This window comes from Pseudomonas triticifolii (assembly GCF_014358015.1).
GTDB lineage: Bacteria > Pseudomonadota > Gammaproteobacteria > Pseudomonadales > Pseudomonadaceae > Aquipseudomonas > Aquipseudomonas triticifolii.
Genome location: NZ_JACONV010000002.1, coordinates 86077 through 98883 on the forward strand (window position 1 = coordinate 86077; position 12807 = coordinate 98883).

At 55.7% G+C, this 12807-nt stretch carries 12 protein-coding genes; 2 read left to right on the top strand and 10 right to left on the bottom strand.

What is annotated here, in order from left to right:
• Nucleotides 1-245: 245 nt before the first annotated feature.
• Together H8S56_RS05075 and H8S56_RS05080 are read right to left on the bottom strand one after the other, a co-directional pair.
• Entirely contained in the window at nucleotides 246-1433 is a 1188-nt protein-coding gene (locus tag H8S56_RS05075) for an alpha/beta fold hydrolase (RefSeq protein WP_408003777.1), read from the bottom strand.
• Nucleotides 1434-1514: 81 nt separating this feature from the next.
• Nucleotides 1515-1997, bottom strand: a complete 483-nt coding sequence (locus H8S56_RS05080; protein WP_187518051.1) for an Lrp/AsnC family transcriptional regulator — start codon at nucleotides 1995-1997, stop codon at nucleotides 1515-1517.
• A 188-nt stretch (nucleotides 1998-2185) separates the two neighbouring features.
• Between H8S56_RS05080 and H8S56_RS05085 the strand changes: the two genes are divergently transcribed.
• Together H8S56_RS05085 and katG are read left to right on the top strand one after the other, a co-directional pair.
• Nucleotides 2186-3226: a zinc-dependent alcohol dehydrogenase family protein gene (locus H8S56_RS05085; protein ID WP_187518052.1), complete on the top strand. Its 1041-nt coding sequence runs from the start codon at nucleotides 2186-2188 to the stop codon at nucleotides 3224-3226.
• A 393-nt stretch (nucleotides 3227-3619) separates the two neighbouring features.
• Entirely contained in the window at nucleotides 3620-5890 is a 2271-nt protein-coding gene (gene katG / locus H8S56_RS05090; RefSeq protein ID WP_187518053.1) for a catalase/peroxidase HPI, read from the top strand.
• Between the two features lie 163 nt (nucleotides 5891-6053).
• Here katG and H8S56_RS05095 read toward each other — a convergent pair whose 3' ends face one another.
• The 8 genes from H8S56_RS05095 to H8S56_RS05130 form a co-directional block, all read right to left on the bottom strand.
• Nucleotides 6054-6350 (bottom strand): STAS domain-containing protein, encoded by a 297-nt coding sequence (locus tag H8S56_RS05095; protein ID WP_187518054.1) that lies wholly within the window; start codon nucleotides 6348-6350, stop codon nucleotides 6054-6056.
• 13 nt (nucleotides 6351-6363) lie between these two features.
• Nucleotides 6364-6732, bottom strand: a complete 369-nt coding sequence (locus H8S56_RS24825; RefSeq protein ID WP_187518055.1) for a response regulator — start codon at nucleotides 6730-6732, stop codon at nucleotides 6364-6366.
• 54 nt (nucleotides 6733-6786) lie between these two features.
• Nucleotides 6787-8106: an HD domain-containing phosphohydrolase gene (locus tag H8S56_RS05105; RefSeq protein WP_235986748.1), complete on the bottom strand. Its 1320-nt coding sequence runs from the start codon at nucleotides 8104-8106 to the stop codon at nucleotides 6787-6789.
• 2 nt (nucleotides 8107-8108) lie between these two features.
• On the bottom strand, nucleotides 8109-9437 hold the full coding sequence (locus H8S56_RS05110) for an ATP-binding protein (RefSeq protein ID WP_187518057.1): 1329 nt from the start codon (nucleotides 9435-9437) through the stop codon (nucleotides 8109-8111).
• A gap of 13 nt (nucleotides 9438-9450) precedes the next feature.
• Nucleotides 9451-10062, bottom strand: coding sequence for a chemotaxis protein CheC (locus tag H8S56_RS05115; protein ID WP_024686249.1), 612 nt, complete (start codon nucleotides 10060-10062; stop codon nucleotides 9451-9453).
• The gene (locus tag H8S56_RS05120) at nucleotides 10062-10421 is read right to left on the bottom strand and encodes a response regulator (RefSeq protein WP_024686248.1); all 360 of its coding nucleotides are present in this window, start codon (nucleotides 10419-10421) and stop codon (nucleotides 10062-10064) included. Before H8S56_RS05120 ends, H8S56_RS05115 begins: the two co-directional genes overlap by 1 nt.
• Before the next feature lie 180 nt (nucleotides 10422-10601).
• Nucleotides 10602-11231, bottom strand: a complete 630-nt coding sequence (locus tag H8S56_RS05125) for a response regulator (protein ID WP_024686247.1) — start codon at nucleotides 11229-11231, stop codon at nucleotides 10602-10604.
• 2 nt (nucleotides 11232-11233) lie between these two features.
• The gene (locus H8S56_RS05130; RefSeq protein ID WP_187518058.1) at nucleotides 11234-12694 is read right to left on the bottom strand and encodes a PAS domain-containing sensor histidine kinase; all 1461 of its coding nucleotides are present in this window, start codon (nucleotides 12692-12694) and stop codon (nucleotides 11234-11236) included.
• Nucleotides 12695-12807 lie beyond the last annotated feature (113 nt).

Genomic DNA, 12807 nt, shown 5'->3' on the forward strand with positions numbered 1-12807 from the left:
GGACCTGAAGGCGCTTGAGCGCGAAAGGCAAGTTTACACCCGAAAGACAGGCATTAAATAATGCCGAAACGCTCAGTGTGCTGAGACCTTCCGGCCTGTATGCAGGCGTCTGTCCTGCATGTGAAGCGTGGCCGATTCTAGCTATAAAAAACTGATTTCACAGTAGTTTTTAAGTCGGCCCGAACAATGAGAATGACGCTTGGCCTAAAAGACAACAGGCCGGTAATCGGCACTAAAACAAATGTCTAGTGACGTGGCAGAACGGCGTTGCAGTTACCCGTAATACGCTCACCTGAAAATGCCTTGCGAACAAAGGTTACCGAATCGACCAGCGAGCCATTGACCGCTCCGGAATGATCCAGTTCAGGGTAAAGATGCCACTCGACTCGACTGCCTGCTTTACAGGCATCAGCGACCAACGCCGTCTGCTGCGCAACAGAAACATCGCGATCCTGACCGCCCGTCCCGATAAACACTGGAATATCTGACTTCAACGTCGGATAGGCTGACGCGGCATTTATCCTGTCGAGCACAGGCGTTGGTGATTGCCTGAAACTGTTGTCGAAGGTGAGCTGATCCGCAATTACTTGCTGTTCGATGGCGTGCAGGCAGGCACGTTGACTGAGTTGGAATGCGGGAATTGCCCGCTCGCTCAAATAGTCGCTGGGCACAAAGGATGGATCGAGCAGCGCGCCGGTACTCAATCTCAACAAGTTGTATGAAAACGTCGAAGGCGTTGATCCGCCTGGCGTGCCCGATCGTTTTCTTACTCCAGCGTAAGGTGTGCCTGTGGCAACCACACCCACAATGTCCAGATCAGGCGCATAGATTCGGGCATAGACCGCCGTAGCAAAAGCCGCTCGTCCGCCTTGGGACTGACCCAACACGACCACCCGCTTTGAAAGATCGAAACCACCGCTCATCACCGCTCGAACGCTGTCGAGGATGTTATACGCAAGCGGTCGGGTGAGCCCATAGGGATGGAGCCCGGGCGTTCCAAGCCCCTGATAATCGGTTGCCACCACTGCGTAACCGAGTGCAAGCCAGTGATTCAGGTAGCGGGTATCGCGCGGGCTGCGTCCTGCGAACGATGGCGCGCAGATGTCGGCGCTGCCCACCGTGCCGTGCGCCCAGGCCATCAGCGGCCAGCCACCCGGTGGCGGACTGCCTTGAGGAATGAACAGCGCGCCGGAAACAATGTCCCTTTTACGGCCCTCAATGCCATCCGTTGAGGTGTACAGAAAGCGGATGTTTCTGGACGCACCACCAAGACTCCGGGATACCGCCATTGGCTCGGATCGCAGCAGTTTCCCCGGCATTGCCGGCACGCTGTCGGTCCAGATGTAAAAGTCCGGTACCCCGCCATCGCCGATCGGGTAAGCATGGGTGGTACTGCTGCACCCGCCTTGCAGGGTCATCAGCAACACACACATTCCACTCATAAAGCGGCGGACTGACTCAGACAGTGGGCACATTTTCGCCTCTCATGATGTTCAAGACCGGACTGTCTTCCCTCAGAGACTCAACAACTCCGTCACCGGCAATCGATTGGTGGTTTTCATTTCGCGCAGTGAAAGATTCGAGCGAATACTTGATACCCCCGGAAGCTTTCTCAGCACACGCTCAACGAATCGGCTGTAGCTGTCCAGGTCCCTGGCGACAACCTGCAGTAAAAAGTCAGCCTCGCCCGTGGTGTTATGACAGCTGAGCACCTGAGGCGCCATCTCGATAAGCTTTTCGAACCGGGCAGTCGCCTCTTCACTGTGATCGGTACAGGAAATCTGCACGAACGCCATGACACCAAGCCCCAACTTCTTTCGATCCAGAATGGCCTGATACCCCTGGATGATTCCACGCTCTTCCAGTCGTTTTTGCTTTCGCCAGCACGAGGCTTCGCTCAGGGAAAGTGTCTCCGCCAGCTTGACGTTGGACAACCGACCGTCTCTTTGCAAACGATCGGCAATTGAAACATCAACTTTGTCCAGCACTTCATTCATGGGAGAACCTTTCTTTATTATCGATTTTATTGAAAGTTAATTTCACACCTCACTTATTGTCAATTGCAGTCTGAAAAGTCATTTCAGCGCTTTTATCCATAATAGGGTGCGGCAAGCAGATCGATTTCATCGCCGAATCGAACCCGCACCGAAAGGCAGGAATAACTACTCAAACACAGGTCGCTTTCATGAAAGCCATAGTCTACGAAGCCTTCTCGACACCGCCGCGCATGATGAGCGTGGATGATCCAACCCCTGAGCGCCATGGCGTTGTGATTCAGGTACAAGGTACAGGCGTCTGCCGCAGCGACTGGCATGGCTGGAAAGGCCATGACCCGGACATCCAGTTGCCGCATATCCCGGGGCATGAACTTGCAGGCATCGTGGCCGAGGTAGGTCATGAGGTCACAAAATGGAAAGTGGGTGATCGTGTGACTGTTCCGTTCGTGGGTGGCTGCGGTGCCTGCCCTGAATGCAACAGCGGCAATCAACAGGTCTGCCACACTCAGTTTCAACCTGGCTTCACTCACTGGGGGTCGTTTGCCGAATACGTCGGAATCCATCGCGCAGACCTGAATCTGGTGGCGCTGCCTGAAAGCATGGACTTCGCCACGGCCGCCAGCCTGGGATGCCGCTTCGTGACGTCGTTTCGCGCCGTGGTTGACCAAGGCAAAGTCTCTGCAGGTCAGTGGGTGGCTGTCCATGGTTGCGGCGGTGTAGGCCTGTCGGCCGTCATGATCGCTCAAGCCCTCGGCGCAAACGTCATCGCCATCGACATCTCGGACGACAAACTGGAACTCGCCCGCACGCTCGGCGCAGTTGCGACGGTGAATGCAAATCAGGTGGCAGACGTCACGGAGGCCGTTCTGGAAATAACACAGGGCGGTGCCCATGTTTCGATTGATGCGTTGGGCCACCCCACCACATGTTTCAATTCCATCAATAACCTGCGCCGTCGCGGCAAACATATCCAGGTCGGGCTGATGCTCGCCGACCAGGCAACGCCAGCGATCCCGATGAGTAAAGTCATTGGCTATGAACTTGAAATCTACGGCAGTCACGGCATGCAGGCGCATCGGTATGACGCCATGATGGCGATGATCACGTCGGGGAAGTTGAGCCCGGAGAAGCTCATCGGCAAAACCATCAGCCTTGAGCAATCCATTGATGCACTGGTGAACATGGACCAGTTTGAAACGGCAGGTGTAACTGTCGTGACGCAGTTCTAAGCCATGATGACTGCGCGGGCGTACCGACCATGACAAGAAACACAGGATCAACGTGGCCAGTCGCTTCGCCAGTGATACAGGCCAGAGTCTGCCTATCGAACCTTAATGTTCTTTCTATTAGAAATCTTCGTGAAGAGGGCTAATCTGGAGGGGCATCGGCGAAAGCCGTGCGATGTCACCCTGATAAGGAGATAAGAATGAGCTCAAGCCTGTTTTGCACGTTGTGGGCTCGCCTCGCGGCAATCTGATCATCGCTGTGCGGCGTATAAAGAGCCGGCCTGATCGCTGATCGGGCGGCCGTTATGAATCCTGTGCTATTGAGTTCCGTCACTGCTGTCTGAAGTCCGAGTGGACTGGGCGGCCGGATGCAATGACAAAAAAGGTGTATCAAGCATGTCAACTGAATCGAAATGCCCCTTCAACCACGCTGCTGGCGGCGGCACCACCAACCGTGACTGGTGGCCCAAGCAGCTGAATCTGAAGATTCTGCATCAGCATTCCACGCTCTCGGACCCGATGGGCGAGAGTTTCGACTATGCCAAAGAGTTCAAGAGCCTTGATTTCGAAGCGGTCAAACAGGACCTGCGCGATGTCATGACCCAATCTCAGGACTGGTGGCCAGCAGACTTTGGTCATTACGGTCCGCTGTTCATTCGCATGGCCTGGCACAGCGCCGGGACGTATCGTACAGGCGACGGTCGTGGCGGCGCGGGTGCCGGTCAGCAGCGTTTTGCACCACTCAACAGCTGGCCCGACAACGTCAGCCTGGACAAGGCACGTCGCTTGATCTGGCCGGTCAAGCAGAAATACGGCCGCAAGATATCCTGGGCTGACCTGATCGTGCTGACCGGTAACGTCGCGCTGGAGTCCATGGGCTTCAAGACGTTCGGTTTCTCCGGTGGTCGCCCGGATGTATGGGAACCGGAAGAAGACGTGTACTGGGGCTCTGAGACCACCTGGCTGGGCGGCGAAGAGCGCTATGGCGCGCAGAAGAAAATGCAGCAGCCTGGCGACGGTACGCTGGTCGCCGAGCCGGAGAATCACTCGAACGAAGAAAGCCGCACGTCGAGCGGTGAGCGCAATCTGGAAAACCCGCTCGCTGCGGTGCAGATGGGCTTGATTTACGTCAACCCGGAAGGGCCTGAAGGTGTTCCGGACCCGGTTGCCTCGGCGAAGGATATTCGTGAAACCTTCGGTCGCATGGCGATGAACGATGAAGAGACCGTGGCGCTGATCGCCGGTGGTCACGCGTTCGGCAAGACACACGGCGCGGGCCCTGCCGACAACGTCGGTCCAGAACCTGAAGCGGCAGGTCTGGAAGAACAAGGGTTCGGCTGGAGCAACAAATTCGGCAGCGGCAAGGGTGCCGACACCATCACCAGCGGCCTGGAAGTGACCTGGACTTCTACTCCGACAAAGTGGAGCAATGAGTACCTCGAAAACCTGTTCGGCTTCGAATGGGAACTGACCAAGAGCCCTGCAGGCGCACACCAATGGACGCCGAAGAACGGCGCAGGCGCTGGCAAGATTCCGGACGCCCACGACTCAAGCAAGCGTCATGCACCGAGCATGCTGACCTCGGACCTGGCACTGCGCTTTGATCCGGCTTACGAGCAGATTTCCCGACGCTTCCTGGCCAACCCCGATCAACTGGCTGACGCGTTTGCCCGCGCCTGGTTCAAGCTGACTCACCGTGACATGGGCCCACTGGCCCGCTACCTGGGCCCCGAAACACCGACCGAAGAACTGCTGTGGCAAGACCCGATTCCAAGCGTGGATCACGCCCTCGTGGATGATCAGGACGTAGCCGCGCTCAAGAGCAAGATTCTTGCCTCGGGGCTTTCGGCCTCGCAGCTGGTTTCGACCGCATGGGCGGCAGCGTCCACCTTCCGTGGTTCGGACAAGCGCGGCGGTGCCAACGGCGGGCGTCTGCGCCTCGCGCCGCAGAAGGATTGGGCTGTCAACCAACCTGAGCAACTGGCAGGTGTCTTGAAGACCCTTGAAGGCATTCAAGGCGAGTTCAATGCCGCTCAGTCGAGTGGCAAGAAGGTTTCGCTCGCCGACCTGATCGTCCTCGCCGGTAGTGCAGGTGTCGAGCAGGCTGCAAAAAATGCAGGCCAGCACGTCACAGTTCCTTTCACTCCGGGCCGCGCAGATGCGTCCCAGGAACAGACGGATGTTGAATCGTTCAGCTTCCTTGAGCCGATCGCTGATGGTTTCCGCAACTACCAGAAGGCACATTACAAAGTCTCTGCCGAATCGTTGCTGGTCGACAAAGCGCAACTGCTGACCCTGACTGCGCCAGAGATGACCGTGCTGCTGGGCGGACTGCGGGTCCTGAATATTAACGTCGGTGGCAACAAGCACGGCGTGTTCACTGAACAGCCGGGAACCCTGACCAACGATTTCTTCAAGAACCTGCTGGACATGGGCGTTGAGTGGAAAGCGACCTCGGGTGCAAACGACACCTTTGAGGCACGTGACCGCAAGACCGGCGCTGTCAAATGGACCGGCACCCGCGTCGATCTGGTCTTCGGTTCACATGCTCAACTGCGTGCGATTTCCGAGGTTTACGGCAGCGCGGATGCGCAAGAGAAGTTTGTCAAAGACTTCGTGGCAGTCTGGACCAAAGTGATGAACCTGGACCGCTTCGATTTGGCGTGATGCCGTTGGTTTGAAACGTGTTAAAGAACGCCTCCTTCTGTGGAGGCGTTTTTTTGATTATTAATAAGAGCTGATCGCTACGCACGGCCGCTCGCGAATTAAAATCGGCAAGGCAACCATGACTTTTACAACCCGCCACTGTTCACTTAATGAGTTTTCCCTTTCACGCATCCGTCTCCAACAGACGACTCAACCCGCGCGCTTCCAATGTACTGATCATCACCTCGCTGGCATTGCTCAACAACAGATGGCGCCCAAGGCGATCAGACTCAATCCTGGCCGTAATCAGTAGCTGCACACCCGCAGCGTCTATTTCCACGACATCACACAAGTCGATTTCTATTTCCTTTGCCATAGCGATCACCTCCAGCAACAGCTCGTGTTGGGCATGTGCCGTGATGATCGTCAGGTCTCCTTCCTTGATGACTATGCGCTGCAACAAGCCATCGGCGTTGCACATAATAGAGCCCTCTTCACAAAAGGATCAGGCCATAAACCGTCGCTAACAGATGATGGGGCTGAAACGGCTTGGAGATCCAATGCTTGACACCTGAATTCAGACCTCGCTGATGTGCTGCATCGTCGACCACGGTCGTAAGCATGATAACCGGAGTAAACCTGCAGCCTGGCAAGCACCGGACTTCCTCTAAGAAGGCCATTGCGTCCATAGCGGACATATCCCTATCAATCAGGATCAGATGCGCCTTGTTATTGCTTAGCCAAACCAGAGCGTCATTAGCCTCGCAGCTGTTGATCGCGTCATAACCGCCCCCCTTGAGGGTGATACTCAACATTCGGCTGAGGGAAGACGAATCACTCACTATCAGAAGCGATCGGACCATGGCATGCACTCCAGCGGAACCGGGTAATCCACGTACTGACAGTGATGGTTTGACTTAATGATCAGCCCGAATAAACACAGTGAAATGACCACCATCGACAGCTTCAAAAGCTAAAAGCTTTTCGATCAGCATGGGTGTCAACACCTTACCTTCGTTCAATAACAGCATTCCGTTACTGGCGTTCAGATTACGGTCAAGCACCATACCGGGCAGTAAACGCCGCACATCCAGTGCCTTGACTGAAGGGTCGATAAAGTTTTCCGGCAGATAACGGGTGCACACCTCGATAAATGGCTCAATCAGCCCGGGGTCGTAAAGCCGAGATTTGTTGTGGCGCAGATAGACCAGTGCCTCATCACGGGTGAGGTAGCGATCCAGCACCAGTGCGCATTGCAGCTCCACAAAATCAACTGCCAGCTTCAGGACCCGCGCGCCTAAAGGGATGGCCTGCCCTATGAGGCGATCAGGGAAGCCGCTGCCATCCCAGTGTTCCTGGTGATGGCGGATCAGATGGGTAGCATCCTGTAATGGCTCAAGTGCCATCAACAGCGCTTCACTCTTGCCAGGATAACTTTTGTAGACGTCGGCATGCGTGCGTAACAACAAATCGGCAGAGGCCAGCAACATCGGATCGGTCCAGCCCAGCTTGCCGACATTGTACAAGGCGGCAGCGATAGACAAGTTACGTGTATCCGCTTCGTTGAAATCATGGTGGGCACAGTAAGTGCGCACGACTTCTATGACGCGTTGATTGGTCTGACGCACACGCGGCACGCGCTGATTGGCCAGTAACGAAAATACTTCTGTACTGGTCACGTAGCTGTGTCGCAACTCGTCATACGCCAGATCAAGCATGTCTGCGGTCTGTTGCAACTCCGCCGTGCGCGCCTTGACCCGTTGCTCAAGGTTGTCATTAAGATCAATCAAGGTTTCGTTCTGCTCGCGGATACGTTCCACCAAGCTGTCCCGATCCCGGCGCACGCTCTGCATTTCCAAGGCCTGCTCAAGCGTGAGCCGAAGTTCATCATCATTCCAGGGTTTGCTGATATAGCGAAAAATGTGTCCCTCATTGATAGCCTTGGTGATCATGCTCATGTCGGCATAACCGGTCAGCAGAATATTCATGCACTCAGGATCGCGCTGATACACCTCGCTGAGCAAGGTTGGCCCATCCATGCCCGGCATGCGTGCATCACTGACGATCAGGTCAATATGGTGGAGTTCAAAAAGGCCCAAAGCCTGATCGCCACTGGTCGCCAACAGCAAGTCATAGGGTTTGCCCCGTAGTACGCGACGCAGGCTGTTGAGAATATTCTCTTCGTCATCCACCAACAGAACGGTATAGCGTTTTTCGCTCACAGATACCGTGTCCATGATCATTTTCCTTCTACAGTAGAAGTGGGGGAAACAGTTACCTGGGGTTGGCGCAATGGCAGCCATACACGGAAACAACTGCCCCGCCCCGGCTCACTCTCTACCGTGAGCTTTCCATGGTGTTTGACGACGATGTTGTAGGATAGCGATAAGCCAAGACCCGATCCCATACCAACTGGTTTGGTGGTGAAAAACGGTTCGAATATCCGGTTCTGGATATCAGCCGGGATACCATGGCCGTTATCGGCAACCTCAATGAATACCCCGTCACCCTCGCGACCACTGCTTATGATGATTTCACCGTGGGTATCCACCGCGTGGCTGGCGTTGATGATCAGGTTCAGGAAAACCTGATTGATCTGCGAGCCCATACATTCGATCGGTTCAATGTCGCCGTAGTACTTGATCACCTGCGCCTTAAACTTGATCTCATTCCAGATAACGTTGAGGGTACTGTCCAGCCCCTTGTGCAAATCGGCAAGTTGCCATTCACAGCTATCGACGTGGGAGAACTCGCGCAAGTCCTTGACGATCCGATTGACCCGGTCCAGCCCGTCGGCCGATTCTGCCAACAGATCGTCGATGTCCTGACGCAGAAAGTTGTAGTCGGTCTTGTCGCGAAGCTTCGCAAGCTCAGGGGAATCCTGAGTGCTGCTTTCGTCGCAGGCCCGCTCATAGGCATCAATCAGAGAGAACAGATCCGCAAGGTAACCACGCAGGCTGTTGACGTTGGAAGAAACAAACCCGATCGGATTATTGATCTCGTGAGCCACCCCTGCTGCAAGTTGACCTATCGCGGCCATTTTCTCGGATTGGAGCAACTGCGCCTGAGCCTCCTCAAGGCGTGCGATCAAGCGTGCCTGGGCGCTCTTTTCCGCTTCAAGCAACTCGTTGAGTTGCGCCAACTCCAGCTGCCGGGCAGCCGTGTCGGTCGCATCGCTGATGGCCAGCCCCACTCCCAGGGAGCCGCCATCGGCATCCTGTACCGGGAAGAAGGTGCAGTTCTGATACATGTGCCTGACCGACCCACTGATAGGCCGAGTGCTGTCGAAATTGAAGAGGTGCGGTCGCTGCTGCCAAGACGTAAAAGCGAAATTCTGCAAAGTGAAGACGCTGTTGATCTTTTGCCGAGTCCAACGCTCCGGCAGCTCCGGGAACGCTTCAAACAGTGTGTGCCCGAGCAAGGACTCAGCCGGGCGCCCGCTGTTGATGGACATAAAGTGGTTGGAGAACAGTACTTTGTACTCCTTATCCACCAGCAGCACGCCCATGTTGATGGCCTTGAGCATGGACTCAAGGGTTTCCAGGGAAATCGCCTTGTTGCCTGTCATGAAGATGCTCCTTTCAAAGCCCGTCAAGCAGACGATCAATCGCGCGGATGACGATACCGGCAGTCCGTTCAGTGATGCAGATCAGCAGGTCACAGGAAAACTGGTGAGCCTCGACCTCAAAGCGGATTTCCAGCACCATCGCCAGGTGTTCATTCAGGTTCAACTCTTCGAGACAATTTTGCGGCTCTTCACGGCGCACCAAGATCGAAGGGGCGTCATAGCTCACCTGGATTGCCACTTGCCGGGCCAACCCACTGATGCAGGCACCGGAGAGAATATTGGTGACATCAAGCATCAACTCTTCCTGTTGCTCCGTGCCACCGCCTTCATACCCCAATAGTTCGGCCAGATCATCGGCCCCCATCGCGCCAAAGCAAACGAACACTTCCCCACGCAACTCACCCAAAAAGGATTGGCGCGTCACTATGATGAAACTGCTGCGCAGATGATCTGGAAGCGACAGGTTGTCCTGCTCCCGCACCAGTGGGTGAATGAAAGGAACCGAAAGCGTAACGATGGTACCGGTCAACAGCGCCAAGCGCTCTGCAGCCTGTCCCATGGCAATGTTCATCAGTTCCTGCAATGCGTCGCGTTGATCTTCGGTGAGGGCGGCCAGGGTTTCCATCACAGCACCCCTATGACGTGCAAAGCATTGAGTACAGCTTCAGCCGTCACCGGCTTGGCGACGAACGCAGCAGCACCCAGATCAAATACTCGCTGTCTGGCCTGAGGCTGGATATCGGCACTGATCACCACAACCACCACATTGGCGTCTTCACGCTTGAGGGCTTCAAGCGTCTGGAAGCCATCCATAACGGGCATGGTCAAATCAAGGAACAGCAGTTCCACCAATCCGGCATGGTAGGCCTCCATCACCTCGACGCCGTTGCAGGCCTGACGGGTATCCTCGGTCAATACGGCGGGCAGTGAGCGCAAGACCAGCTTGCGAGACATGGATGAGTCATCTGCTATCAGTACTTTCATGGCGCACTCCACCTGTCTGAAGTGTCCTTCAGCCTCGGTCGGGCTGGAGAAACAACAATTCATCGGCACTTGAGTCCACTATCTCGCCACTCATATCAATGAGCCATCAGACAATGCTGATCTTGCGTTAAGGATTTGCGAAGTGTGTAGGGATTTCCCTACATGGCTTGCCCTATCTTTTCAGATCAAGTCCTGACTGATGGCATAACGCACCAAGTCGGTATTGGAGAGGAAGCTCATTTTTTCCATTAGGCGGGTTTTGTGAGTGCTGACAGTTTTGTTGCTGATCATGAGCTGTTGTGCGATTTCATTGACACTAAAGCCTTGGGCCAACAGGCGTAAAATTTGAAACTCGCGGTCCGAAAGACTTTCTCCGGGTGCTGTCGGCCCCGGCGAAGTGGTTTGCAGGGCGATCTGCTCGGCCAGTACGGGATCGAGGTAGCGCCCTCCCGCAGCGACCTTGCGGATGGCTGCCAGCAAGGTCTCGGGGTCGCGGTCCTTGGTCAGATAACCTGACGCACCCGCGCGAAGGGCACGCTGGGCGATGTGGGTTTCGTTGTGCATGCTCAGGATCAGAATCGGCAATTGCAGGTAATGTGCCCGGAGCCGCGCGATGAGACTTTCGCCGCTCTCCCCTGGCATGTTCATGTCCAGCAACAGCACGTCCACTTGATGCGTACGCAAGCCATCGAGGACCTGAGCGGCATTCTCAGCCTCCGCCACGACCTCCAGCTCTTTGACCAGAGCGAACAGTTGTTTAAGCCCCTCGCGCATGATCCGGTGATCATCGGCTATCAGTAAGCGAATCATGATCAGGCGCTCCTGTGATCGGGAATCCAAAGCCTTACCGCAGTACCGCTGCCCGGCATGCTGGAAATCTCAGCGCAGCCACCCAGCATAAGGGCGCGCTCGCGCATGCCAAACAGCCCCAGGGTCTTACCTCCCAGACTACGCAGTTCGAATCCTTGACCATCATCAACAATTTGCAGCAACCAGCGTTCGCCTTCATGGGTCAACGTAATATCCACCCGCGACGCATTAGCGTGCCGGGCAACGTTGGTCAGAGACTCTTGGGCCACCCGGAAAACGGCCGTAGCATCGGCGTCATTCAGAATCGGCAACTGTGCGGGTAAATCGAGGGTGCAAGGCATTGACCACTGACGTGTGAACTCGTCGGTCAGCCACTCCAGTGAGGCCGCCAGCCCCATGTTCAAGGCTGAAGGGCGCAGAGAATTTGAGACGTTGCGCACGACCTGTACCGTCCTGTCTGACAGTTGCAAAAGGTTGCCCACCTGCTCTCCCAAGGCCGGCAGTTGCGCACCGTACTGGAACCTGAGCAGGGAGATGCCCATCCGGATCGCGGTCAAGTACTGGCCCAGTTCGTCATGAATCTCTCTGGCGATAAGTTTGCGCTCTTCTTCGCGTGCATTCTCCCGACTGCTCAGCAAGTCATGCAGTTGGGCGTTGGACGACGCCAGACTACGCTGGGCATTGCGCAGTATGGAAATGTCACGAATGACCGCCAGCAAGCTGGTCAATCGTCCTTGCATATCCCATTCAGGTACCAAGCTGATCTGAAACACCCGCTGTTCTCGCCGAGAGCGCTGTCGCACGTACTCGTGCTGCACAGTACGCCCCCCTTCCACGGCCTCGGCGATAGCCTCGATCAGCATGCGCGACTGCGCACCTGGCCACAGGACCTCATCCAGCAAGCGGTGCAACAGGTTCTCCTTGGGCTGGTTCAGCCATTGCTCCAGAGTCGGATTGACGTATAGCAGTCGACGGTCTTTGTTAAGGCGGGCAATGCCATCCGGAGAGTTTTCTACCAACGTTCCGATTTCCTGCTGACGCTCACGCTCCTTGCGTTGAACCTCGCGAAGATCGGTGAAATCACGGGCAATGCAGACAATCCGCCGAAGCGCACCAGCCTCGTCCTTCAGCGGTACAAGATTGAAATGCACGTAGAGTGGCTGGGCGCCACAGGGTAACTGGGTATCGAGTTCGATAGGCCCGGCCACGTCGATGCAATGCAAGCAGATCGCTTCCACAATATTGGCGACTTCGAGTGTCAGAACTTGCCCAATGGCTTTACCGATCACTTCGTCCTGAGCACGAGCAAGTCGGCGATACAGGGCGGGGTTGGCCTCCAGGCAGATCAGCTCCAGCGTCGGCCCGATCTCCAACAGAGACATCATATCCAGCGAGTGCTCAAAAATTTCCCGATAACGGGGCTCGCTGTGTTCCCACTTCTCCTGTGTCAGGATCGATTCCATGCGTGCCGGTATCCCTGGGCGAGCTGAGGCGATGGCTCAACGTCAATCGGGGAGGGAAAGTACAGCTCGCTTTTCATCCCCGGAACGGGTGCGTCATCAATGACACACTCAAT